22 protein-coding genes are annotated in these 23,890 nt (G+C 56.7%); 1 reads left to right on the top strand and 21 read right to left on the bottom strand.

Annotation, left to right across the window (positions count from 1 at the left end; all coding sequences use genetic code 11):
• Window positions 1-54 precede the first annotated feature (54 nt).
• From ABD76_RS09500 to metH, 20 genes are all read right to left on the bottom strand, one after another.
• Window positions 55-1,071, bottom strand: a complete 1,017-nt coding sequence (locus tag ABD76_RS09500; protein WP_197256326.1) for a hypothetical protein — start codon at window positions 1,069-1,071, stop codon at window positions 55-57.
• Window positions 1,058-1,612 carry a hypothetical protein gene (locus tag ABD76_RS09495; protein WP_197256324.1) on the bottom strand — a complete coding sequence of 185 codons (555 nt, stop codon included), beginning with the start codon at window positions 1,610-1,612 and terminating at the stop codon, window positions 1,058-1,060. Before ABD76_RS09495 ends, ABD76_RS09500 begins: the two co-directional genes overlap by 14 nt.
• A 15-nt stretch (window positions 1,613-1,627) precedes the next feature.
• Entirely contained in the window at window positions 1,628-2,011 is a 384-nt protein-coding gene (locus tag ABD76_RS09490; RefSeq protein ID WP_197256322.1) for an enoyl-CoA hydratase, read from the bottom strand.
• 102 nt (window positions 2,012-2,113) lie between these two features.
• Window positions 2,114-2,587, bottom strand: a complete 474-nt coding sequence (locus ABD76_RS09485; RefSeq protein WP_197256320.1) for an ABC transporter permease — start codon at window positions 2,585-2,587, stop codon at window positions 2,114-2,116.
• A gap of 91 nt (window positions 2,588-2,678) precedes the next feature.
• Entirely contained in the window at window positions 2,679-4,694 is a 2,016-nt protein-coding gene (locus ABD76_RS09480) for a GTPase SAR1 (protein ID WP_197256318.1), read from the bottom strand.
• The gene (locus ABD76_RS09475; RefSeq protein WP_242069485.1) at window positions 4,609-6,564 is read right to left on the bottom strand and encodes an ATPase, T2SS/T4P/T4SS family; all 1,956 of its coding nucleotides are present in this window, start codon (window positions 6,562-6,564) and stop codon (window positions 4,609-4,611) included. Before ABD76_RS09475 ends, ABD76_RS09480 begins: the two co-directional genes overlap by 86 nt.
• Window positions 6,565-6,568: 4 nt before the next feature.
• Window positions 6,569-7,390 (bottom strand): ABC transporter permease, encoded by an 822-nt coding sequence (locus tag ABD76_RS09470; protein WP_242069484.1) that lies wholly within the window; start codon window positions 7,388-7,390, stop codon window positions 6,569-6,571.
• 6 nt (window positions 7,391-7,396) lie between these two features.
• Entirely contained in the window at window positions 7,397-8,110 is a 714-nt protein-coding gene (locus tag ABD76_RS09465) for a MinD/ParA family ATP-binding protein (protein WP_197256316.1), read from the bottom strand.
• A 37-nt stretch (window positions 8,111-8,147) separates the two neighbouring features.
• A complete protein-coding gene (locus ABD76_RS09460; RefSeq protein WP_242069483.1) occupies window positions 8,148-9,350 on the bottom strand; it encodes an SAF domain-containing protein in 1,203 nt (400 codons plus the stop codon).
• Window positions 9,347-10,915: a serine/threonine protein kinase gene (locus tag ABD76_RS09455; RefSeq protein WP_242069482.1), complete on the bottom strand. Its 1,569-nt coding sequence runs from the start codon at window positions 10,913-10,915 to the stop codon at window positions 9,347-9,349. Before ABD76_RS09455 ends, ABD76_RS09460 begins: the two co-directional genes overlap by 4 nt.
• Window positions 10,916-11,086: 171 nt before the next feature.
• Complete coding sequence (locus ABD76_RS09450) at window positions 11,087-12,175, bottom strand: SAM-dependent methyltransferase (RefSeq protein ID WP_197256312.1); 1,089 nt, start codon at window positions 12,173-12,175, stop codon at window positions 11,087-11,089.
• An 80-nt stretch (window positions 12,176-12,255) separates the two neighbouring features.
• A complete protein-coding gene (locus ABD76_RS09445) occupies window positions 12,256-13,020 on the bottom strand; it encodes an ATP-binding cassette domain-containing protein (RefSeq protein ID WP_197256310.1) in 765 nt (254 codons plus the stop codon).
• Window positions 13,017-13,364 (bottom strand): thioredoxin domain-containing protein, encoded by a 348-nt coding sequence (locus ABD76_RS09440; protein WP_197256308.1) that lies wholly within the window; start codon window positions 13,362-13,364, stop codon window positions 13,017-13,019. Before ABD76_RS09440 ends, ABD76_RS09445 begins: the two co-directional genes overlap by 4 nt.
• Complete coding sequence (locus tag ABD76_RS09435; RefSeq protein ID WP_197256306.1) at window positions 13,361-13,702, bottom strand: cyclic-phosphate processing receiver domain-containing protein; 342 nt, start codon at window positions 13,700-13,702, stop codon at window positions 13,361-13,363. The genes ABD76_RS09440 and ABD76_RS09435 overlap by 4 nt, the downstream gene beginning before the upstream one ends.
• Before the next feature lie 30 nt (window positions 13,703-13,732).
• Window positions 13,733-14,653 carry a deoxyribonuclease IV gene (locus tag ABD76_RS09430; protein ID WP_197256304.1) on the bottom strand — a complete coding sequence of 307 codons (921 nt, stop codon included), beginning with the start codon at window positions 14,651-14,653 and terminating at the stop codon, window positions 13,733-13,735.
• Window positions 14,643-15,488 (bottom strand): DNA-formamidopyrimidine glycosylase family protein, encoded by an 846-nt coding sequence (locus ABD76_RS09425; RefSeq protein WP_197256302.1) that lies wholly within the window; start codon window positions 15,486-15,488, stop codon window positions 14,643-14,645. Before ABD76_RS09425 ends, ABD76_RS09430 begins: the two co-directional genes overlap by 11 nt.
• Window positions 15,489-15,535: 47 nt before the next feature.
• The gene (locus ABD76_RS09420) at window positions 15,536-16,366 is read right to left on the bottom strand and encodes a TIGR01457 family HAD-type hydrolase (protein WP_197256300.1); all 831 of its coding nucleotides are present in this window, start codon (window positions 16,364-16,366) and stop codon (window positions 15,536-15,538) included.
• A gap of 45 nt (window positions 16,367-16,411) precedes the next feature.
• Entirely contained in the window at window positions 16,412-17,503 is a 1,092-nt protein-coding gene (locus tag ABD76_RS09415; protein WP_197256298.1) for a Gfo/Idh/MocA family protein, read from the bottom strand.
• Between the two features lie 306 nt (window positions 17,504-17,809).
• Entirely contained in the window at window positions 17,810-18,745 is a 936-nt protein-coding gene (gene rnz, locus ABD76_RS09410; protein WP_197256296.1) for a ribonuclease Z, read from the bottom strand.
• Window positions 18,746-18,941: 196 nt separating this feature from the next.
• Window positions 18,942-22,379, bottom strand: a complete 3,438-nt coding sequence (gene metH, locus ABD76_RS09405) for a methionine synthase (RefSeq protein ID WP_197256294.1) — start codon at window positions 22,377-22,379, stop codon at window positions 18,942-18,944.
• A gap of 163 nt (window positions 22,380-22,542) precedes the next feature.
• Between metH and ABD76_RS09400 the strand changes: the two genes are divergently transcribed.
• Window positions 22,543-23,085 (top strand): 1,2-dihydroxy-3-keto-5-methylthiopentene dioxygenase, encoded by a 543-nt coding sequence (locus ABD76_RS09400; protein WP_197256292.1) that lies wholly within the window; start codon window positions 22,543-22,545, stop codon window positions 23,083-23,085.
• Between the two features lie 49 nt (window positions 23,086-23,134).
• Here the strand turns inward: ABD76_RS09400 and ABD76_RS09395 are convergent, their stop codons facing one another.
• Window positions 23,135-23,590 carry a FixH family protein gene (locus ABD76_RS09395; RefSeq protein ID WP_197256290.1) on the bottom strand — a complete coding sequence of 152 codons (456 nt, stop codon included), beginning with the start codon at window positions 23,588-23,590 and terminating at the stop codon, window positions 23,135-23,137.
• Window positions 23,591-23,890: the final 300 nt, after the last annotated feature.

The following is a 23,890-nucleotide window of genomic DNA, read 5'->3' as shown; positions in this document are numbered from 1 at the left end:
CCTTACATATATGGCAACCGATTTACAACAATTTAACATAGCGTCTTGGGGCCCTTACGGCCGGTTCCGGCATGGCCGCGGAAAGTATCCGTGCGCCGCCGCCTCCTTCTCGCTCGCGAAGGTCTCCACAATGGCATCTCCAATGGCATCTCGCTCCCCGCACCCCGCTCGGTAATAGATACGGATGCCGTCCCGAATGGCTCCATAGACGACGGGGCGCTTGACCAGGCGTCCTCCGCCGAACGCATAGCTGTTATAGCGGTGCACGCCCATCGGAAGCCCCTGAATAAATGCGATGAACCCGATGTCATCGACCGTGTTGTTCCACTCCTCCTGCCCGATCAACGGAAGAGTAAACGTATATGTAATCCCCAGCTTGCGGGCCTGCGTATTGTGCAGGTTGATATGGTAGGCCAGATCCGCCTGAAGCGCGTTTACGATAGTCGTCCGGCGCACCTGCTCGAACTGGCCGGCATCCGCGAGAAGCGGAATCCGCCGACCCGTGGCTTCATTGACCCGCTCCCGCTTGCCCTCGTACCAGCGCTTTGTCGCCGCGTCGAACGCATGGACGTAATCATCCAGGGTGAACGACACGCTGTTCCCCGACGCATCCGCATAGGCATACGGCTTTTTTGCATGCCACAGCGGCTTGGATTCCAGCTCGCCATCGCTGTTGCGAATCTCGCCGTATGCATGAATCCAATAGCCTTCATAATCCGTCACGGCGATAACGGGAATATGCCCGAGCAGCACCTGCTGCCCGACGGCATCACCGGATACATCAAAATTGGTGAACAGCGTCTCGTAGAATTGAGTTAATGCCCGTTCTTTATTGGCGCGGAAATATTTCGATGAGCCATAGCCCGATTCATATTGCGGATATTCATTCCAATGAAGCGCGAACGCCGCATCCTGCACCGCGGCATGGACGGCGCCGTCATACATTCGGGTCAGCTCCAGCGCGCCGGCCCCCTCCCCGATCCGCAAATCCTGCAGCAGCATCGCCGGAAAGAAAATGGCGACGAAAAACAGCGACAAGCCGATGAAATAACCGGAATTAATAGTCTTCATTCCGCACCATTCCTCCGTACGGGATATAAATGCGCGCCAAATCGTCAGGAAGGGAGCGTGCAAGAAAACTTCGGATAAGGGCACCATTGGTTTGATTCACATTTTTGACGACGACGCGAAACATGTCTCCCGCCTTCAAATAATATACCCGGTCCGGATCGGTAAGCGGCGCGGCTGTATTCGGGAACAGGACGCGGTTCAAATCATCCGTATAGTGAAAATCATAATACACGTCGAAGCGCGCTTGAAAGGTTCCGGCATCTGCCGGGTCCGTATGAACGGGATTGTATTTCTTGATGCCATGCTCCATCTCGATATCGAATACATGGCCGGTTCGCGCCAGTTGGCCGTTCAGTTCTTTGACCATCGCCGGCGTAATGAATCCTTTGTCGCGGACGGCATCGACAAAGCCGGTAACGGACGAATAGGCCAACATATAAGCAAGGTGCTCCTGCTGCTGATACGAAGCGCCTAGCGGATACAGGAACATCAAATAACAAGCAATGACTGCGGCGAACAATGTTATGATCCCTTTGGCCATACCGCTCTCTCCTCCCTATAGCGGATCGAAAATCACCCTCTCCAGGCTTCCGTCCGGACGCCATATCTGCTTCATGCGATACAATCCGTTCAGCCGGATTCCCGATGCGTCTATACGGTTCCTGTCCGCTTCCCGTCCATATTCTGTCGGGCCCACTTGAATATCGGCATCTATCGCGCGAATGTGGCAGAGCGATTGCAGCACGGCCGCTCCCGTGACCGTATAGGTTGGCGGAATTTGCAGCCGGGGCGCGAGATTCGGGTCGCGCTCATAGAGAATGCGATCCGATTCGTCCATCATCAGATTGCGGGCGGTTAGCGAATCATGCGAAAGCGAGAGCGCCGCCGCAAAAAGGATAAACGCCACCGAAAGGGATATCATGCGGGCGGCATTTTCCATTTCAGTCCCCCCCTATTCAGTCCTGGCGCGAATATGGCAGCCACCAAGGACCGGACGCAACTTTGAACTGCAGTTCAGGCACCCGTTTCCTGAATTTCCCGCTCACTGTTGCTCGAATACGATGCCGCGTGTCACATTGCTCTGATCCACGATAACGCGGGCTTTAAATTTGCCGCTCGGGTTGACATAGCTGTCGAGCGACTCCAGCGTAGCCAGCTCCAGGTTTTCGTTGCGCTTCGCGCTGGAGAAGGTCCCGTTGTCAAGCACATCCGACCCGTAGTAGGTTCCTTCCGGAATTCCATTCGATTTGTTTTTGCCCGTGATGACGCGGACGCCGAACTGATCCTGCTTGTAAAATTTGCGGATGGCGTTCACGACCTGAGATCCGCTTACCGTGGTATTGTCATAGACGGTAAACGATGCTTTGCTGAGCTCCGTCTGTATGGACGAGAACTCATTTTGCGCCGTCTTTGTCGCCTCCTGGGCGCTGACGAACAGCAACACGACAATGGTAATCAATGCAATGGTCAAAAAGATTCCGGCCGCTACCTTGAGCGCGGATTGAGCATTATTCACCGCGAATCACCTTCTCCTTTTCCCGATTCTTGTTCCAGGTAATTGCTTACTGGCATGCCTTGCTGCAGGCGGGCCGCATACTGGCCGCAAGCTACAGCTGGCGAATTTGTTCAAACGACGAGCGCATTTGCTCCGCGCTCATCCAGACGAGCGGGATGACCAAATATAAAAAGACGAGCGCGTACATCGGAGCGAATCCGAACCATTGTCCCCAGACCGCTTTGGCATCGATGCTCTTCTCATAATGCTGCTTTCTCATTTCCTGCTCATAAAGCCAGTCCTGCTCAACGTCATCAAAGGCTTGATGAAGCGGAATCCGATCGAAGGCCAACTCGATTTTTTCGACGAAGCGGACAAAGTCCGGATAAGGAGCATCCCGCTTCAATTGCTTCAGCGCCTCCTCGGCCCCGCTCTCCCAGTTCATGAGGCATGCGTGCAGCGGCTTCCTGAAGTAAATCGAACTGCGCCCCATCCAGCCCACGATCTGTTCAGCCGTCATGCGGTCGAAGGCTCTCAGCAGCAAGGTCAGCGACTGGAACTGACTAATCTCCGTTCTCATGTCGATATGCTTCAGTCGTATACGAATATGAAGAAAGACGACCGGGCAGGCATAGGCGGCAAGACTTGCTGCCAGGACAAGCAGGACCTCCCACCACTGAATGCGGCTCCCTTGCATCCGGTCGGAATAATCGGCCAAGTAGCCGGCTGCCTGCTTGGATTTCCGTTCGCTGCCCAACGAAGGCTGTGTAAGGAGTTGTCCCTGCCATGTCTCAAGCGCTTCCGGCGATGGGTGCCCTGCGGCGCTGCCTCCTGTGTCAGGCGGCATCTCCAGTCCTAGCGCCGCCATCTGCCGCTGCAGTTGATTCCATGCCCCGGAAGCGGCGGTCGACTGCAGCAGGAACAGCAGACTGACGCCGCAGCACAGCACGACCGCAGCCAAGGCCCAGCGCCGGGCATAGAATTGATCCACCGGCATGTCATCGTTCGCCTCTCTCAGCAGCCGCTCAATCCGGCGGATCGCTGCGGGCGGCGTACGGGCCATGAACCGGCGCATGAGGCGCTTGACGGCAGGGCCGGTCCAAAGGCGGCGCTCCCATGTCCGCCGGGCTTCGGCTTCGGTTCGGCCCGGCTGCCAATGCAGTTGAAGCAGCAGCCTGTGGCAGATAAAGACCGTAAGGAACACCGCCAGTTGAAGCAGCCAGCCGAGCTTGCTCTCATAAAATTGCTCCATTAACGGAAAATAGGCCTTCGCCCAACGGGCGAGCGGGTCAGCAAACAATACCGGGGCGACCGCTATTGCCTGGAGCCCGCTCAGCAAATATTCCAGCCGGGTGCGCATCGTCAATTCCAGATGCATCTCTCTCACGAGCATCGAGATGCCTTGAAGATAGGAGGAGCCTTGCCGCTGAGGCGGATCCCCGTATTCGGCCGCGAAGCGCGACAAGCCGGCGAACAGCTTGAAGTAACGGTTCGGAGCCGCCTCTTCATATGCAGCCAGAGCCGCTTCCGGCTCCTGTTCCTCCATCATGTCGAGCATTCGCTTCATGTGAGGCTGCAGCATCGGGTGCCCGCCGTCCGCGGCCTCGGCGATCGCCGCATCGATCATCCGGTGGCGATGATAGGCTTGCCTCACACTGGCGAAGGCCTCGGCCCCGAGCTTCAGCAGCTTGCGTTCCGCGCGCTGGACAGTCGCATCCCGGTACAGCCCTTCCGCGACGCTCAATACGAGCAGAAGCATGAGCCAAGACAGCACATCCTGATCGAACGACAGGAATACGATTGCCGCCAGCGCAGCCGTCATGGCGCTGCCTAGCAAGACGGCAGCCGTCTTCCGGCGCAGCAGCCATTCATCATATGAATAGAATGGGCTTAGCCGCTGCCGGATTGAGCGGGCCCGACCCTTCAACAGCGGCGTCTTTACAGCAATTGCATAAAAGCGCTGCAGCGCGGCATGCCATGCCGCTTGGCTATATTCCCCCCAAAACTCGCTTTGCCGCGTGAAAATATGGGCTTGCTTAGCTTCAAGCCTCCGGCTGATTCGCCAGAGGAGAATACCGATGGCTACCGAGAAGGCGGCCAGCGCCATCAGCACAGCACGAACCGGCAAGCGTCATCCCTCCTTCCTGGCTCAGCCATTCGCGGAACCGGCGCTTGTCCTGGGCTGTCATTTCCCGCTCCATCGCTTCCGCCTGCCGAGAGGAAATCGGATGAACCAAGCAGTACCTCCCTTGCCGGTATTCGACGATATTGCGGTATTCAAATGCGCGCGTGCGGCCAAGCCGACGGTGGAGCTTCTCCGAGGACAGGATGTAGCGTTCCCAGGATATCCCTGCGCTCCCGCTCTCCACCGCCTGCAGCATGTCCCCCGGCTCCGGCTCCGACAACGGAATGCACTCGGTTATCCGCTCGATATACCGTTTGCCGTCCGCATCGCGGGCCAGATGCACATCAAAATGGAGAACGCCGCTAACCTGCTGCTCCGCAATCGCTTCATTATGGAACATCCCGCTTTTAAGCAGCGAGTTGCGAAGCGCGAAAATCAGATCCGGGAACGTTTTCGCATGATGCGTAAAGATGGTGAACAAGCTTGCGACCTGCGCCATTTGAATCATCCAGGCCGCCACCGGATCGGCAGCGACTTCACCGAGTATATGCACCGTGCCGTCCGTCTTCTTCTGCACGTCCAGCCCGGCCTGACCGGAAATGCGCTCGGTCTCTCGAAGCGAGACAATATTCCGCTGCGGATACAGGCGCCGCAAATGGAGCTCGAACGCCTGCTCCTGCACGCGAAGCGGATAGAACGGATAGATGGATTGGACAAGCGCCATCAATAGCGTCGTTTTTCCCGATCCTTGCGCCCCGGTAACGGCCGTCACCCGGGCCCCTTTCATTAAAAAGGTAAGGAGGGCGATCGGCAGCTCCGCGTTCTTGTCCGTAATCAGTTGCGGAAGCGTGACCCGGCTCGTATCGAATTTGCGGATGAAGAAGCACCATGACTCCGCAAACGGCGGGCGAAGAACGACAACCCGCGAGCCGTCCTTCATATGGTTGACCCGGTAGCCGTCCGCTTCGGTCAGCGGGCCGGGCGATTGATATTTATAGATGTTGTGGCACACTCTTCGCAGCTCCGCATCGCTCCCAAAAGAAAGAAACGCGAACCGAATCGATTTCCCTTTATAAAAAACCCACACGCTGTCGCAGGCGCGGATCCCTTCCTTGTCCCCCGATTCCGGCTGCACCATATCGGCGTACGGCGAGTCGGCCAACACGTCAGGGATTCCGTTAGTGCCGCCGGATACGCCGTCAATGCGCATATCACGCATCTCATCAATGACCGAGAATCCTTTATATCGCTGATACAGCCGCTGAGCTATAATCCGAATCCGATCGCGATGCGAAAACTTCAATCTCTCCACCCGAAACGCCGCGTCGACATCCGCGCCCGTGACGACATAGGCTGACTCGTCCTCGTCAGAAGAAAGAGCTCTTAATTCATCCCACTTGTACGTCCGAATCAGCACATCCAATGCGCCGTACCCGTATCGCTGCTTGTACGCATACAGGAGCAAGTCGAACTTGTCCTGCACTGTCAGCAGATCCGGGCGGTTGAATGAGATAAGCCGGTCCAGCTCATCAGCAGCGAGCTTGATATGCTGTTCGATAATATCGATTATCCATTCTTTTATATATTCCTTGGCCGCAGGCTCGCCGCTGTTGCATGCTTTCAGCGCTTTTTTGAGCGCCAGCCTCCTCGCCGTCTCGCGCCTGAATTCCTCTTCATTCACATGCAGTTCCATCAGAATATCGGAGGTCCACGATATAAAATACTGCTTCACGGCGGCGTCCAGCTTTTCCCACGTCCAGCCCTGCCGCATGGCTGCGTTAACCGTCTCCCTTCCCCTGCCCCGCAGGTGCAGCCCCAATGCGGCAAGCATGCCCGCGGCAATAGCTGCGATGAAAATCCCGTTCCAGAACATGCGCTCACCCCGCTTTTCCCGGCCCGGAACGAGCTATCGCGCCTGACTCCGACATAATCCATTCCGCCAGCTTGTTGTGATGATCGGCGAATCCATTACGCTGATTCCGATGCGGCTTCATGAGCTGCCGAATATACCAGGCGAGCAGCATGCCATCGTCTGCGGCGTTGCGGAAGCCGGCGGAATACGGAATAATGAACACCGGCGCCATCGGCCTGTATTGGCGGCGAATCCGGACATCATTTTGCCGGATTTCGTCATCATACATGCCTAATATATAAGCGGAGGCGGGAGAGCCCTCGAGGAACGCGGCCTCCAGCGAAGACCGCTGCTGGCTGGCGACGACCAGTGCCCCATGAGCCCGCGCCCCGACAGCCTGCGCCATATCGTCATTTTCCCCGCCCGCGTCCCATAGTACGATGTCGTACCGCTTCTCCGCCAGCCTCATGATCCTCGGCAACCATTGGCACAGTCTGGCTCCTCCAGACGATCGTTCATGCTCGTCGTCGAAGCCCGGCAGCATATCGAGATTGCGCATGACGGGAACTGTGAAGGATACGAACAAATCATCCTCCGCTTGCTGGTGCTCGAGCAAGCGGAGCAAATTGCCCCAACCGTTCGGAGTTGCGCGATAATGGGTCGAAGGCGCAGCCTCCGGTTTCGGCAGAAGCGCCTCCAGCCCCCTTCCCCGCTGCTCTGCATGAATGAGCAGCACGCGCAGCCGGAAGCGCCAGGCGAGCGTAATCCCCAAGCATGCCGTCAGCGAAGTCCCTCCGCACATTCCCCGTCCCGCCGAACGTATCACCCAATGCTTGCATAGCGGCATTTTGCATTACCGTCCTTTCGTTTTGGCCTTCAGGCATCTTCTCCATTCTTTGTCCCCCAGGCGGCCCGCAATCTGCTCCGCCAGCTCGCGCCACGCACTTTTCGTTCCAGGCGCAAAGGACTGGAGACGGAGCGTTCCCGCGTGCTCCTGCCCCAACTTCGCCGACCAATCCCGTTCGTCTTCGGGAATGACTACCGAGGCTTCCGACCAGATCTGCTCGAATCCGGACTGATATAGCTCCTTTACAAATGCCAGCTCGGACTTCGGCTCCACAGAACGGAACAGCACCGGAATGAATGTGAGCGGTTCCCCTTTCTGATTGCGCTGGAAGGCAGCAAGCCACTCTTTGTTTTTTGCGATATGATAGCGCTCTGGAGTCTGGCAGAGGAAGCGGCAATCGGCTTCCGCCCATTGGGCTGGAGCAAAAAATACGGCTGAGTCTGTATCAACGAGGACGTCATCATAACTCGGCGGCGCCTCGTCTTCCCGTTCCAGTATCCGGAACGCGTCTATCAAATTCGAGCATCCGGTCAATACATCGAAACCGTTCCAGCGGATCAGATTCATGGACGGGTTCGGGCCTGCGACCCGATACGCGCCCCATTGCGCCCGGGTCCCGTCAATCAACAGCACTTTGCGCTGCATCCGGGCCAGCAATGTGCATACCGCAATGAGATGTTCGCTCTTATCCATGCTTCCGATAAATACCGCGCTGGTCAATCGTATTCCCCCCTCATCTTCACTTCGATTTGTGCCGCTAGCGTCGGTCAGGCTCGGAGAAGATCGTTTCGTGCTCCGCCGCATCTTCTTCATGGTTCCCGGCTCCCCTTGCCCCTGGCTGCGTGGCCTCCGCCGGAATGGAATGATCGTCTTCATCCGTATACATCGGCTCCGCAGGCCGTTCATCCGGCTCCTTCTTTGTTGCAGCGCCTTCGGGAACCATACCCGGCGATGGCCGCTGCTTGTCCTGGGCTAACGGTTCGCTGGACATGCCCCCCTTCGGACCGACGAACGGAGAATCCCTTACCGCCTCCGGCGCTCTTCCCGTCAGCGGAGACGCTTCGGCGGCCTGGGCGGGAGCAGGAGTACGGGAGGCCTGCGCCCCTTGCTCGCGACTCATTCTTGCCCCGCCGTGAGCATCTCCCTCGGCGGCCTTGTCGGCCCATTCCTTTTCCATCTGTTGGCGAAGACGGGACATCAGCGACGCATTGGCCTGCTTCACGATATTCGGGTTCGATTGCATCAGCTTCAGAACCTGCTCATTGGGCGGATAGTTGACTGCCGCATCCTTTTGCAGATGAGGCTCGATATACCGCAAAGCGTAAATCTGCCCTCCGTGCAAAAAAGCGTCCACGCAGGCGCTGGAGAACGACAATCGTTCCCGCTCATCCATCTGCAGCCAGACGACAGGCTCCTGAAGATCATGAATCGCCTTGCGGGACAAGATGACATAGTCTTGCCCATCAGGGAACCGGATGCGCACATCAATCGCGTCGCGCTTGCTCAGCAGCAGCGGCAGTTGAATGACCGCCGTCTCCACCCAGCGCATATCATCCGCCAGCCGCGCCTCTTCATACATCAGCGAGGCAAGGACCGGAGTCTTTGCCGGTACATCGATTTTCAGCACTTTTCCGATGGCGTCGCCGGCATTCTGCACCCGGCCGGCCGGTGCAGCCGATTCCGCGATCTCCTCCCTCTTCAGATCGGCCAGGCTGATTCGGGTTCCGGCCCGGAGCGGCCTCTCGAACACCCATATTGTCGCCAGTCGCTTCCGCTGTTCCGCAGCCAGACGCTCCAGCCGATCGATCTCCTTCTTATATTCGGCTTCCACAGATGAGCGCAGCGCTATCAATTGGCGGTCGGACCACCACAGGTAACCCCCGAACAAGATGCCTGCCGCCACCGCACCGCACAGAGCGGACCACGCCATCTGCTTCCTTCTCCGCGTCCATCGTCTCAAATTCGCATCTCTCCTTTGCCCAGTTTCTTCCCCTTCATCCATTGTCCGAGCCGCTTCAGCCATCCCCTGCCGGATCGCCCTGCCCCTACGAGTTCTTCCGTCCATCGCAGAGCGGCCTCGCTCCACTCGAACGGATTCGGCTGATAAGGCAGATTGATCACGCCTCTGCACTGGCCGTAAATCCAAGGCGGCCGCCAGGCAGGATCAGCATCCGCATGCGCAATGGCCGCCCACCAATGCGTGCATTGACTCGCCTCTAACCTTCGGGCCGCCTCGCGCAGCTCTTCCCGGCGCCAGGGAGCCGCGCTGCCGACAAGCACGGGAATCTGGGCCCGTTCGAACTCCTCGGTCCGGTATCCCGCCGCGCCCGCACTCATATCAAGCACGACGTACTCGTACCGGCCAAGCAAATACGGCAGCAGATTGCTCTGCGTCCAGCGGTAACAGGTCACACCGTGCAGCCGGGTTCCTTCTGCCGCATCTCCCGCCGTCTTCCGGCGTATTCGAACATTCGCCATCGCATCGGGCTCCTCGCCTTCATAATCCGCCTGCAAGGCACCAATAACCGCCCCGTCGGCCTCTTCACAGGCATCGACGTAGGCCGTCCTGCCCAATTTCCCGACCGTCAGGTGATACGCGCACATGAGCGCCGCATGCGTCGCTCCGATTCCGGGGGAGGTGCCGCGAAAAGCAATCACCACTCCCGCGCCTGTCCTTCCGGCAGCATAAAGAGGAGCGTTCGATTCATTCATAGAAGAGCCTGCGTCCCCCGCGGCGAACGACTTTAAGACTTCAAGCACTTCCTGCGCCGTCTGATAGCGCTGCTCGGGACGGACGGCAAGCAGCTTGACGAGAACCGGAAAGAAAGCGGCTGGAACGTCATCGGCGAGACATTGCGGCGGAAGCGGAATCTTTCCCTTCCAACGGCCCGCTGACAGCATATGGGCCAGCAAAGCGCCTATCCCATAAAGATCCGTGCGGGCATCGCTTTGCTTGCCGTCGTACTGCTCCGGCGCGGCGAACCCGACCGTGCCGAGCTTCAGCGTATCGTGTTCCTTGTCTGCATCGACATTGCGGGCGATTCCGAAATCAATCAGCTTCACCTGACCCTGCGGGGTCAGCATAATGTTCGACGGCTTCATATCGCGAAATACAATAGGCGGATGCCGGCTGTGCAAATAAGACAAGGCTTCGCAAATCGGCACCGCGTACCCGATCGCCTCGGCAAACGAAATCGGCCGCTCCCGCATTCGAACTACCAATGTCGACCCCTCGATATATTCCATGACGAGATACGCCCTTCCCGACGCGTCGGGCGGATAAAAGTCAACTATGAGAGGGAGATGCGGGTGGCGCAAAGCCGTCAACAGCCTTGCTTCATGCACGAGCCGCTCCATATCCCGGGCCGCGGGCTTGGCAACCTTAATGGCCCACAGCTTCCCGGCCAGCCTCTCGTCTTCCGCCAAATAAACGGAGCTCATCCCTCCGCTTCCAAGCAAGCGGACAATCCGGTACCTGCCGTGCAGCAGTTGTCCCGGCTGCAGGCAATATCCATTTTCCGGCAATGCAATCCCCCCAAAAAACAACGCAAAAAAAGCACCCTGAGAACGAACCATCGTTCGTAATCAGGGTGCTTCCCTATGTGCACGCTATGTTTTGATGCTAGTGTACCGAATTTGCTGCGGCTTGTCCAGCCTTATTTTCAAAAAGGCCGTGCTGCCACAAAATTAATATCATTAATATTTCATCATATAAAGCGTTATCTCGTCCCGATTGTGGAATAACTGCTTCGCCCGGATGATTTGGGCATGCTCGGCATACATCGCAGTCACATCGCGAATCGTCTGCAGCGGCTTTTTGTGCATTAGTTTTACGGTGACGAGAATCGTTCCTCCCGCAATCACCCCGTCCAGCAAGCGGATAACCATCTCCGCCGTCGCTTTGGGGCTCCAGCTCATATCGCAGACGAGCAGATCGAACTCGTTCGGCTCCACCGGAACATCCGCAGCATTCCGCTTCACATACGTCAACTGCGGGTGCCCCAACAAGCTAGGATGCATTTGGGCCGGGTCGATCGCGGTAACATGCACTCCCCGCTCCAGCAAGAGGCTTGTCCAGCCTCCCGGCGCGGCGCCGACATCCAACGCATGCCGATAAGCCGAGTAATCGAGCCCGAATGTCCGCTCCGCTTCCAGCAGCTTGAACTTGGCGCGGGAGATTTGCCCTTCCTCTCTCTGGAACCGCATCGCTCCGCCCGGCCAATCGGAGCCCGCTTCCGCGGGAGTCAGCATGCCGGCATAGATTGCCTCCTCGCCAATCACGACGGATACGATTACGTCCGGTTCGGCCCGTACCGTCTCTCCTCCAAGCCGTTCGAGAACAGAGAGGAACGCCTCCCGAATCGCCTTTTCTTCCTCTGTACGAGCGCCGCCGGATCGAACATGGACAGCGACGCGCGTACCGACGCCGGCTTGGAGACCGGAGCATGCGCTCAGCTTCTCCAGCCACGAGGCGCACATCGCCTCCAGTTGTTGCGGCAGACCGCTCGTCAGTCCCTCCGCGCGCTTGACGGCCAGGTGCACCGGCTGAATATGCCGCCCGAAAATCGGCGGGTCCTGCTGCCAGCGTTCCATCGCTTCAGCGGAACCGGCTGGAAGCTCCATCAAGGCCATTTCGCCGGGAACGAGCATCCGGCTCTTCAACTGACCGAAGCTTCTGCGCAGTTCCTCCTGCGCGTACGAGATATAACCGTGATTGGAGGTGACAATCCAATGGGATGACGGTGTATAATGTGACTCCAGAATCAATTCGTGTACGGATTCCACGTGGGCAAACCTCCAGCTTTATTGCGAATCAATCGCTATATTGAACTCATTTCAGGATATATAATTCAAAAAGACGCGGCTCACGAAACCCGTATCCATGGGCGATCATTCGTCCAGTCCACCCGGACGCCCATATCGAAGGTCTCCGAGAGCAGCTCCGGAGTCATCACCTCGCGCTTCGGCCCGGACGCGATCATCCGTCCCTCATGCAGCAGGGCGACATGCGTGAACAGGGGAATGATTTCCTCCGAATGATGTGTCACGTAGACAATTCCGAGATCGCGCCCCGAGAGCAGGGCCAAATCTTGAAGCAGCTTCTCCCGCTCATAAATATCGAGGCCCGAGCAAGGCTCGTCCATAATAAGCAGCTCGGGATCGCCCATCAGCGCGCGGGCGAGCATAATTTTCTTCCGCTCCCCTTGCGAGCAGACGGCAAGCGGCTGATCCGCCAGACGGCCGAGATGAAATTCCTCCAGCAATTGATGAGCCCGCTCTTTTACTTCGTTCGGAATCTCCTGGTAGAAGCGCAGCCAAGCGAAGGCGCCGGTCGCCACCACTTCCCACACCGGGTCGCGCAGCGTTAATTTCTCGACGAGAGATTGGCTGATATAGCCGATCCGCTGTCTGACCTCTCTCACGTCGCACTGACCGTATGTATGACCGAGCACGCGGACGGTTCCGCTTGAAGGAAATTGGTAGGCGGTTAGCAGTTCAAGCAGCGTCGTCTTCCCGGAGCCGTTCCGCCCGAGCAGCACCCAATGCTCCCCCGGGTTTACGCTCCAGTTGATGTCATTCAAAATGGTTCTTTCTTCTCTCTGGAACCTGATCTGTTCTAGCTGTATCACAGCAATCCCCCGCCTTTCAATCGTTCATACATATACGTTACCGAATGAAATGCATATATTTTCTCCGGGCGGATCTCCCGTTCCGGCGGCTCTCCTCCCCACAGCAGAAGGCAAGGGACGCTCTCGATGCGATGCGCCTGAACCAGTTCGAATGCCTCCAGCACATCGGCCGAAGCGATCGCGAGCTGCGGATATGACTGCTCCAATAATGCCAGCATCCGTTCAGCAAGCCGGCACGTCCCGCAAAAGGGGCTGTACACATAGAGGGCCTGCGGTCTTCCCGCAGCCGCGGCCGGCCGGCCTGGCATAAACGCCTGCAGTTCTTGACCGCGAACCGGCTTCACTGCTTCTCCATCCTAACCCTCTCCAGCGTCTCCCAGCCCATAGGCCCGTTATGCAGCTTCACGGAGTCCGGCTTATGCTTGTAGAGCTGCTGGTACATTCGTTGTCTCCCTTCCGGACAGGAGGTATGAAGATAGATTTCCTCCTCCGGATAGAGCCCGCGGCGCACCATTTCCAACACAAGCTCCGTTCCCGTCGGCTCGTCCGGCCCCAGATCATGATCAAGCGATAAAATACCGACCCGCTCCTCTTCCAAAAGCAGCAGACATTCTTCCATATTCCGCGCCAGCACGAATCCGTCCGGACAGCGCCGCCAGTCATCCAGGTAGACATGAATCATCGCATTCCCTCTTTCCCTTCACCCATGAAATCATTTGTTGTCGGCCCGGACTGCCTGTTTCAGTCTGTTCCATTCGGGAACATGTCCGTATTGGCCGCTTCCCGGCGTCTCCAGAATGAGCGGCTTGCCGCGGATCCCTTCGGCCATGGCCAATCGGGCCAGCTCCTCAATGCCGATATGCCCGTCTCCCAGATTGGCGTGACGATCCTGGCGCGAAGCATAAGCTTCTCTTGAATCGTTCAAATGAATGACCTGCATATGCCGCCAATAATCGAGCTGATGCCCCTTGGCGACCAATTCATCGGTCTTGGACGGGTCCCACAAGCCGCTGACGAACGCATGGCATGTATCGAAGCAATAGCCGATTTTGTCGGAATACCGGCTTAACTGTCTGATCTGGATAAGCTCTTCCAGCGTCACTCCAAGGCCGCCATGACTGCCCGCCTGATTCTCCAGCAGAAGCAGGGCTCGTCCGTTCCAGACGGCAAGCACCGTGTCGATCGTGCGAATAATGTTCGCGTAGGTGCGCAGCAAAAGCTGCTTCCCGCCGTCCTTGCCTTTGAAGATGCCAAAATGGACGACGGCTCCAATCGATCCGCAGGCTTCCGCAATCATCAAATCATTCAACAGCGATTGAACCGTCGCTTGGAAACGCTCAGGCGCCTGTTCGGCATCCACCGCCAAATTCGTCGGATACGGCGTATGAACGACCGTGCGAATCCCGTGCCGTTCACATAGTTCCCGAGCCGCCTCCGCCTCATCCTCGTAGCCTTTCTTGACGGACAAGCCTCTCGGGTTTTTGCTGAAATGTTGATAGCAGCCAAGGCCGAACGCCCCCTGCAATCGTACGGCGTCACGAGCAGCATGGCTGTAGCCGCCCCGAAGCGATAAATGACAACCGTATTGCAGCGCGAAGCTGCCCTCTCCCCTCCCCGGGAGATTAGGATTCATCCGCTAGCGGCAGCGGCTGGCACTGCGGACAGTAATACGCAGGCTTCCGTGTGATCAGCATTTCTTCAATCGGCGTGCCGCAGCGCGGGCAAGGCTCCCCTGTCTTGCCTGCAATTCCCCATTCGAGTGAAGCTCCGCTGTCGTCAGCTGCCGCTCCGCTCCCATCCTGCCGCTCGATCGCTTCCTGAAGCACATGAATCATGGATAGATACAACCGGTCAAGATCTTCTTCCTGCAGCTGATCAACCCGCACAGACGGGCGAAGCCCGGCAGCAAACGCAATGTTATCCGCATACCGGCTATCAATTCCGGCCAGCAGAGCGGGATTCATCAAGGCCGCCTTCAGAGTCGACCGCCGCTTCGCGAATCGTTGGCGGAACCGCTCTGCCGTCAAGTGGCGGGACAACGGATCAGGCCCCTGCTCCCGCTGCTGTTGATCCAGCTCCTTCGCCGACAGCAGCAAGAGCTGGAGCGATCGCGACTTGTCCACGGTCACGGCCACGCTGTCCAAACGAAGCGAAAAGGCGGGCTTGCCGGCGCTTCCGGCCGCGTTCGATTCCTCTTCCTCCGCACCGGCTTCGAGCCTCTCAATATGGAGCTCATCCTCCTGACCCAACCGAAGCACCAGGCGCTGACCATTATCCAAATGAAAAATAAGATCTGTTCCTCTTCGTTCCACAAATAAAATTTGTCGGCCAAGGGTCAACGCGTGAATACGTTCCATCTCCACGTTGAGCCCGGATTGGCGCTGCATATCCAATCTGCGGATCCGCTGGCCTACCGTATCCTGATCCAGCCGTTTCCGGTAACCTTCGATCTCGGGAATTCCCGGCATCGAGCATCTTCCTTCCTATGTCAATAAATTAATGGCGTTAATAGCGCCTATTCGTTAAATTGCGTTTGTTCCATAAACCATTGACGCAAGTCCTCCAGCGTCTCGCATATGAGATCGGGATCGACTCCCGAGCGCTTCTGATAATCCATGCGATTGGCCGCCGTCGTAATGCCTGTCAAGACAAGCGCCGTTCGGCAGCCCGCCTGCTGGCCCGCCAGCATGTCCGTCATCATATTATCGCCGATGACGATGGCTTCCTCCGCGCGGCAGCCCAGCCGTTCCAGAGCAGCGTCCATAATGATGCGGCTCGGCTTGCCGATTACGACGGGTTCAACTCCCGAGGCCGCCTGGATCGCAGCACCGATCGAGCCGGCTCCCGGAGAGAACCCGCGGTCGGAAGGAAGCATCAGATCCGGATTCGTCAGAATCGAGGGCGCCCCCTTGCGAACTGCCGCTGCGGCCGCTTCCAGCTTCGCATAGCTCAAGCTCCGATCAATTCCCTGGACGACGATATCGACCTCTTCATTCCATACGGCCTCCACATCCGCCGTCCATTGAACGCCGGCATCCGTCAACGCTTGCTCCAGACCCCTTTCCCCGATCATAAAGACGCGGCGGCCCGGATATTTCTTCAGAATATACGATGCAGCAGCTTGAGCCGACGTCAGCACATCCTGACTTTTCGCATTGATTCCGAGCCTGTTCAGCATAGCCGCGACTTCCTCCGGCGTGCGCGACGAGTTATTTGTCACGAACTGATACGGGATTTGCAGCTGCTGCAGTGTCGAGATCAGCGCATCCGCTCCTTCAATCATCGCCGATCCGTGATACATCGTTCCATCCAGATCGATGCAAGCATACCATTTCGTCTCTTTCATGATGATTCCCCATTCCTTTCTGCCGCATGCCGTAAGCAGACATGGCTAGGCCTGCCGCTCCCGGTCGGTGCGGATGACATGATCTACCCACTGCTCCACCGCATTGCCGTCCGCCAAGGTCGGAACGATATCCGGCCAGCGTTCATCTCCGGACAATCGCAAAATGAAATGATGAAGCGCCGCAAAGTGGCTGTCTTGAAATACGCCCATCGTCGCCTTTTCGTCCGGCAACAAGTACAGGCTGTCCGGTTCGGGGAGCGCGGAATGCTGTCCGTTCAATAAGTGCAGGGACGGCATCTTATCCCGTTCCAGGTCACAGGTGATGCTTCCCTTCGCACCAACGATATCTATTCGGAACGCATCAGCGCCATAAGCGATCCGGGACACTTCCACCATCCCGTGGACGCCGCTCTCTGTCTTATAGGTCATGACGGCCCAATCATCGACATGGACCGGGACGCGCTCTTCCGAGCCCGCCGTCTTCGGCCGCTCCGGCACAAACGTATGTACATGGCCATCCACGCTCGCGAAATCGCCGAACCAGTGACGGATCAGATCAAGCGCATGCACGCCGATATCCGTGATAGCTCCTCCGCCGGACAACGAGTCGCTCAGCCTCCAGCTAAAAGGCCTCGATTCGCTCAAATATCCAGAGCGCAAATAAGCGATTTTGCACTGCAGGACATCGCCGACAAGTCCCGCTTCCAGCCAGGCCCGGATGCGCATGACAGCCGGATGATAACGAAAGACAAAGGCGAGCTGCTGCGGGTGCTGTGCGGGTATCTCCTCTACCAGTTGTTTCGTCGCCTGCGCATTGTCCGTGACCGGCTTCTCGCAATAAACAGCCTGCCGGTAGGCAACGGCGGTTCTGACCTGTTCCGCGTGGAGCGCATTCGGCGTACAAATGCTTACCGCATCGGAACCCTCAATCTGAAGCGCCTCTTCCAACGAATTCGTAATATGGGCAAATCCGATTCGCCGTGCCTGGTCGCCCACTTCTTCGGGCCTTCTCGTGACCAACGCGTGGAGAGCCAGCTCCACAGGCAGCGGCTTCACAATCGGCAGCGTTCTTAGTGCGATCATATGGGTTTTGGCGATTGTGCCGAACCCGACTATAGAGAAACCAAGCTTCTGCATGGAGGATTCCACCTTTCGTTCTTCCCGGCCTTCGCTGACGACAGCTTCCAGGGAAATACTCAACTTTGATCCATTGTAAAGAACCGCCACTCCGCTTGCAAGGCCGGATATTAGAATGATCCGTCCATTTTCGACGGAACGACGCGTCGAGCGGCGTCGAAATTCCATCCCTTTCCCTCGTACCGTCTCGGAAGACGCATCCTTTGTCAACTTGTGCGCTTTCCCGGAAAATAATCGCCGGCTCAGCGGCTCTCGCCGTCCAGTGCGGAACCCCGGAGCCGATCTTCCAGAAGCTGCTGCTCCAAGCTATTGTTCCGGTTCCGTCGCCAGCGGTACAGCGAGCAGGTCGTCGGCGAGGACAGTGGAGGGGAAGATTGCCCTCGCTTCAGCCAGCAAACGGGCCAGCGTTTCCTCATCTTTATAGCGCGAGCTGAAGTGGGTGAGCACCAGCTTGCCAGCGCCGGCTTTCAGGGCGATGGCGGCCGCATCCGCGGCGGTGCTGTGTCCGTACTCATGCGCACTGCTGCGTTTGTCCTCCATGAACGTAGCTTCATGAACGAGGACATCCGCCCCTTCCGCCAACCGTACCGCGTTCTCGCATGGCCGCGTATCGCCTAATATCGCGATCGTTTTCCCCGGTATCGGTTCTCCAACGACGGTCGCTGCCGCAATGCGCCGCCCGTCAGGCATCATGACATCCTCCCCGCGCTTCAGCTTGCCGTATACCGGTCCGGGTTCGATGCCCATCCGCTCGAGCATCTCGATGCGCAGCTTGCCCGGCCGGGCAAGCTCCTGAATCCGGTATCCATAGGAAGGCACGCGGTGATCCAGCGGCTGCGCGGTGACGCGGAAGCTGTCATCGGACCAGATCTCGCCCGGCTCGATCTCCTGGATGTGCAGCTCATAGGGCAAATGAGTATCACTCACTCGAAACGCGGTCTCCATGAATTCGCACAGACCTGCCGGTCCGAACACGGTCAACGGATCAACCCCGCCTTGATACGCCCTGCTGGATAACAGCCCCGGCAGCCCGAACAAATGATCCCCATGCAAATGCGTTATAAAGATGAACTCGCACTTGCCAAGCTTCAATGGAGAACGTAGAACTTGATGCTGCGTTCCTTCGCCGCAATCGAACATCCAGAACGTTCCCCGTTCTTCTTGCAATCGCAGCACGAGGCTGCTTACATTGCGCCGCGTAGTCGGCATTCCGGCCCCGGTGCCGAGAAAATAAAGATCCATAGCCCTGTCTCCCCCTTTACTTAATGATATAAAATAATTTCAGTTACTGATAGTGCATTCGTAGTAAGCTATACCCAACTGCGCTTCGTTCGATTCTGCCCTTCCCTACAAAAATAAAACCTCCGCACCTGCCAGTATAGGAAGCGGTGCGGAGGTGCGGAGTCGTTATTTGGGACCAAGTATGCTGACAGCCTTGTTAGGCCTTATCCACATTGAAGTATGTTGCTTGCGGATGAGCGAACACCATCGCGGTGACAGAGGCTTCCGGCTCCATCATGAAGCCTTCCGTCAAGTGTACGCCAATATCCTCCGGCTGCATAAGGCGGAACAGTGGCTCCTGATCCTCCAGATTCGGACAGGCCGGGTAACCGAACGACACCCGAATGCCCTGGTATCTGGCGCCGAACCGTTCCTTCATTGTCATCTCGGCAGGATCAGGGATACCCCACACTTCCCGCATCATATGATGAATCCGCTCAGCCAGACCTTCCGCCAGTTCCAGCGCCACCGACTGCAGCGCGTGAGAACGCAAATACTCTCCCTGCTGCTTGAATTCATCCGAACGCTCGCGGACTCCCTTCCCGGCCGTCACGACCAGGAAGCCGACGTAATCCATAACCCCGCTCTCCTTCGAGCGCAGGAAATCGGCCAGACACATATAAGGCTCAACCTGCTGTCGCGGGAACGTGAAGGTATGCAGCACTTCATCCTGCCGCTCCGGATTATAGATATGAATGGAATCCCCTTCCGCCTGGGCCGGGAAGAAACGGTACATCGCGTTCGCCTGCAGCACGCCGCTCTCCGCTTCCTCATGCAAAATCCGGTCCACGGTCTCCTTTAGCTCGACCGTTTTCGGATCGCGCTCCTTCAAGCGCTGCTCGACAGACCCGCGCATGCCGAGATGATGCCCGAGCAGCATCTGCATATTGACGTACGGAATGACTTGCGGCACCGGAATGTTGCGCAGCACATGACGCTCCAGATCCGGCGGAAGATGGACCGGCGCTTCCTTGATCGCCGAGCGGACCGCGCGGGTCAGCTTCGGCAGCTTCTGCTCCACTTCCTCTTCCTTCGCCAGCCGCTCCTTATGCGCTCGCAGTTCGTCTACGAGGAGCTGCCGTTCTTCGGCATTCATCAGCTTGTTCGCCAGATCCAGCCCCTCCATCGCATCCTTCGCATAGAGAACAAGCCCGTCATATTCCGGAATGATCCGGGTTTTCGTAAATTTGCGCGTCAGCGCCGCCCCGCCGACCATAATCGGCACATCGATCCCGGCGCTCCGCAGATCTTGTGCGGTCACCACCATTTGTTGGGCCGATTTGACCAGCAGGCCCGACAACCCGATCGCATCCGGCTTTTCCTTGCGGTATGCTTCAATCAATTGTTCGGGCGGAACCTTGATCCCGAGATTAATAATTTCATAGCCGTTGTTGGACAGAATGATTTCAACCAGATTTTTCCCGATATCATGGACGTCGCCCTTGACGGTGGCAAGCAATATTTTCCCTTTGACCGCCGATTCGTTCTTCTCCATATGTGGCTCAAGGAAAGCCACGGACGCCTTCATCACCTCGGCGCTTTGCAGGACCTCGGCAACAATCAGCTCATTATTGTTGAACAGGCGGCCTACCTCTTCCATTCCCTTCATCAGCGGACCGTTAATAATGTCAAGCGGCGAATATTTCTCCAGAGCCAGTGTCAGATCCGGAATAAGTCCTTCCTTCGTGCCCTCCACTATATATGAAGCAAGCCGTTCCTCCAATGGAAGATCGTTCGTCTTCACCTTTTTCTCTACCGTACGGTTGCGGAACGCGGCCACGAACTCGGCAAGCGTCTCGTCATTCGTGTCGTAGAGAAGCGCTTCGGACAGCTTCCGCTCATGGTCCGGTATGGAGGCATATCTCTCCAGCTTCTCTGTATTGACAATCGCATAGTCAAGCCCCGCCTTGGTGCATTCATACAGAAAGACCGAGTTCAGCACTTCCCGGCCGGCTTCCGGCAAGCCGAACGATATATTGCTGATGCCGAGTATCGACTGGCAGCGCGGCAGCGCCTGTTTGATGAGGCGGATGCCTTCGATCGTTTCCTTCGCCGAGCCGATATATTGCTCATCGCCGGTTCCGACCGGGAACACCAGCGGATCGAAAATGATGTTTTCCGGCTCGATGCCGAAATCATTGACGAGAATGTCATAGGATCGCTTCGCGACCGCCAGCTTCTCCTCCCGGGCAATCGCCTGCCCGCGCTCATCGATGGTCCCGACGACGAGCGATGCGCCATAGCGGTGGACTAACGGAACGACGTTCTCGAATTTTTCCAGCCCGTCTTCCAGATTCACCGAGTTAATAATCGCCTTGCCTTGCGTATATTTTAATGCGAGCTCCAACACTTCCGAATCCGTCGTGTCAATGACGAGGGGGACTTTAACCTTCTTCACCACTTCCTGCAAAAACACGCGCATATCTTCCGCTTCATCCCGATCCGGGTCCTGAAGACATACATCGATGACATGGGCTCCGTTCTTCACTTGGGCCCGCGCTATCTCTGCCGCTTCTTCGATCTTGCCTTCCCGGATTAAGCGCTTGAATTTGCGCGAACCCAATACGTTCGTCCGTTCGCCGACCATGTACGGACGGCTCTCATTCTCGATGTAGACCGTCTCGATCCCCGATACGGCCGGCGGATGGCTTCCGGCTTGCCGTCGGGGCTCGTATTTGTCCAATTCCTCTTTCAGGACCCGAATATGCTCCGGCGTCGTCCCGCAGCAGCCGCCAGCAATATTCAGCCAGCCCTGCTCCGCGAAGGCGGCGATTTTGCAAGCGAGCGATTCCGGGGACTCATGATAATGTCCGTTCTCGTCCGGCAGGCCCGCATTCGGGTAACAGCTGATCGCCGCACGGCTAATCGCGGCGAGCGAACGCAAATGATCGCGCATGAACTCCGGCCCGGTCGCGCAGTTCAAGCCGATCGACACCGGCTTCAAATGCTCAAGGGAAATGTAGAAGGATTCAATATTTTGACCGGCCAGGGTCGTTCCCATCGGCTCGATCGTGCCCGAAATCATTAACGGCAGCTTCTGTCCCGTCGTCTCCATAGCGCGTTGAATAGCAATGGAACCTGCCTTTACGTTCAATGTGTCCTGAGACGTTTCCAGCAGAAGCGCGTCGACGCCCGCTTCGATGAGCGCCAACGCCTGCTCGTAATAGCTGTCAACCAATTGGTCGAAGGTAACCCCGCCGGTCACCGACAACGTTTTTGTCGTAGGGCCCATCGCTCCTGCCACATAGCGCGGCCATTCTGGTGTACTGAACTTCTTTGCTGCCTCTACCGCCAGCTTCGCGGCTGCGAGATTTAATTCCCGGGCCCGTTCTTGGAGATCATACTCCGCCAGCACAATGCTGGTGGCGCCGAAGGTGTTCGTCTCCAGTATGTCGGCCCCGGCTTCAAGGTATTGTTCGTGTATTCGTGAAATGATGTCGGGACGAGTCAGTACAAGCATTTCGTTGCATCCGTCCAAATGTTCGCCTCCGAAATCTTCCGGCGTTAAATCCGCCTGCTGAATCATCGTCCCCATCGCACCGTCGAGAATGAGAATGCGCTCTTGAAGTCGTTCTTCTAATGTTGGTTTCTTCATCCTTCTACCCACCCTCTGTCAAACGTTTAGAACCTAGTTTAACAGAAGTGCAACGTTTAGGAAAGACTTGCGATCTTTTCACTCGATAAGCTCTTGCCCATTCATTTCCTGTGTACTATAATACAATCACAATTATTCTGATTATGAAAGTAGGGATTGGCGTATGGCAGAGATTCGGATTCGAAACACGAATGAAAAAATCACAGGAGAAGAAAATGTTCGTAATTTCCTGGAGGGGCAAGGCGTGCTGTATGAGCATTGGAATCCGAACAAATTAGACGCCTCCCTGCAAGACAAATTTGTGCTGACGGATGACGAGAAGCAGGCGATCCTTGATACATTCGATGAGGAAATCCGTGACTTGGCCGCGCGCAGAGGGTACCGGACATGGGACATTATCGCGCTCTCCGACGCGACCCCGAATATCGAAGAGCTGTTGAAAAAATTCGAGCAGGTTCATACCCATACCGAAGATGAGGTTAGAGCGATAACGGCCGGCAATGGCATCTTCGTGATTAAAGGGTCCGATGACGTTGGCTATATGGATGTCATACTGTCGGCCGGCGATGTCATCTCCGTTCCGGAGAACAAGCCGCACTATTTTACTTTAATGGACAACCGCAAAATCGTAGCTGTTCGCTTGTTCATCGAGACCGAAGGCTGGATAGCCCATCCGTATGCGGATCCGAGTCTCCAACAAGCGTAACGGTGAATAAATACGAAAAAGCCCTGTCCTCATGACAGGGCTTCCTGCGTTATGATTTGACTTCAAATTGCTTTTTTGGCATCGAATGCATGTCACGTGCCGTTACATGGGAGATTACATTGTAGGTGCCCGCTTTGTCAAACGTATGCTCGAATTGATATGTACCATCCTGCGTGAAGGAGCCCTCGACCCGCTCGTGCTCCTCTTCCCCTTCCAGCCAATACTCGAACTCTACTGTGTCCGCATCATCCACCGCTTGGTCGTTCTGCGTAACGCGCGCGGTAATCGTGACAGGCTCATTGACTTTCACTTCCGCAGGAACCTGCAGGTCTACTTTGATCAAGTCTGGTACCACCCCATCTTGCCCATGCTCCGCGTGCCCGCCATGATCGCTGGAGCCATTGTGGCTCGCATGCTCGCCGCCATTGCTGTTGCCATTTCCGCAGCCTGCAGCGAAAATAAGCATTATGCAAAGCGACAGCGCCAACATTGCCTTCTTCATCATGCCCATTCACTCCTCGTATAGTATTTCCTCGTATAGTATTTCCTGAAGGCAGTTTTGAGTCTTTTTCCAGTCCTTTATAGGAACATGGAATGCCTTCAAAATTTCCAGTTTTCATATTGAAAATTAATATTGGGACTGGACTTTCCGGAATGTCTCCGGACAATGGAACTTAGGGTTCCATTCGGGGAAATTCGTTTCACTCCTGTAGTCCAATCTACTTTTTAAGTCTGTTTCTCCGGTACTCGCTTGCACTTCTTACCCGCTGGCTGTTCCCTTCGGCAACCCATGCCCGGCAGTAGC

Origin of the sequence: Paenibacillus dendritiformis (assembly GCF_015845845.1) — a bacterium.
In the GTDB taxonomy this organism is placed as follows: Bacteria; Bacillota; Bacilli; order Paenibacillales; family Paenibacillaceae; genus Paenibacillus_B; species Paenibacillus_B dendritiformis_C.
This window is presented reverse-complemented; position numbering and strand designations above follow the sequence as displayed.

Bases quoted from the DNA above. Each gene is read 5' to 3' on its own strand.
- ABD76_RS09430 (WP_197256304.1), bottom strand. From the start codon at position 14,653: ATGAATCCTAATCTCCCGGGGAGGGGAGAGGGCAGCTTCGCGCTGCAA.
- ABD76_RS09415 (WP_197256298.1), bottom strand. From the start codon at position 17,503: ATGCAGAAGCTTGGTTTCTCTATAGTCGGGTTCGGCACAATCGCCAAA.
- ABD76_RS09475 (WP_242069485.1), bottom strand. From the start codon at position 6,564: ATGTTCTGGAACGGGATTTTCATCGCAGCTATTGCCGCGGGCATGCTT.
- rnz (WP_197256296.1), bottom strand. From the start codon at position 18,745: ATGGATCTTTATTTTCTCGGCACCGGGGCCGGAATGCCGACTACGCGG.
- metH (WP_197256294.1), bottom strand. From the start codon at position 22,379: ATGAAGAAACCAACATTAGAAGAACGACTTCAAGAGCGCATTCTCATT.
- ABD76_RS09435 (WP_197256306.1), bottom strand. From the start codon at position 13,702: ATGATTCATGTCTACCTGGATGACTGGCGGCGCTGTCCGGACGGATTC.
- ABD76_RS09490 (WP_197256322.1), bottom strand. From the start codon at position 2,011: ATGGAAAATGCCGCCCGCATGATATCCCTTTCGGTGGCGTTTATCCTT.
- ABD76_RS09400 (WP_197256292.1), top strand. From the start codon at position 22,543: ATGGCAGAGATTCGGATTCGAAACACGAATGAAAAAATCACAGGAGAA.
- ABD76_RS09470 (WP_242069484.1), bottom strand. From the start codon at position 7,390: ATGCCGCTATGCAAGCATTGGGTGATACGTTCGGCGGGACGGGGAATG.
- ABD76_RS09495 (WP_197256324.1), bottom strand. From the start codon at position 1,612: ATGGCCAAAGGGATCATAACATTGTTCGCCGCAGTCATTGCTTGTTAT.
- ABD76_RS09425 (WP_197256302.1), bottom strand. From the start codon at position 15,488: ATGCCGGGAATTCCCGAGATCGAAGGTTACCGGAAACGGCTGGATCAG.
- ABD76_RS09500 (WP_197256326.1), bottom strand. From the start codon at position 1,071: ATGAAGACTATTAATTCCGGTTATTTCATCGGCTTGTCGCTGTTTTTC.
- ABD76_RS09420 (WP_197256300.1), bottom strand. From the start codon at position 16,366: ATGAAAGAGACGAAATGGTATGCTTGCATCGATCTGGATGGAACGATG.
- ABD76_RS09395 (WP_197256290.1), bottom strand. From the start codon at position 23,590: ATGATGAAGAAGGCAATGTTGGCGCTGTCGCTTTGCATAATGCTTATT.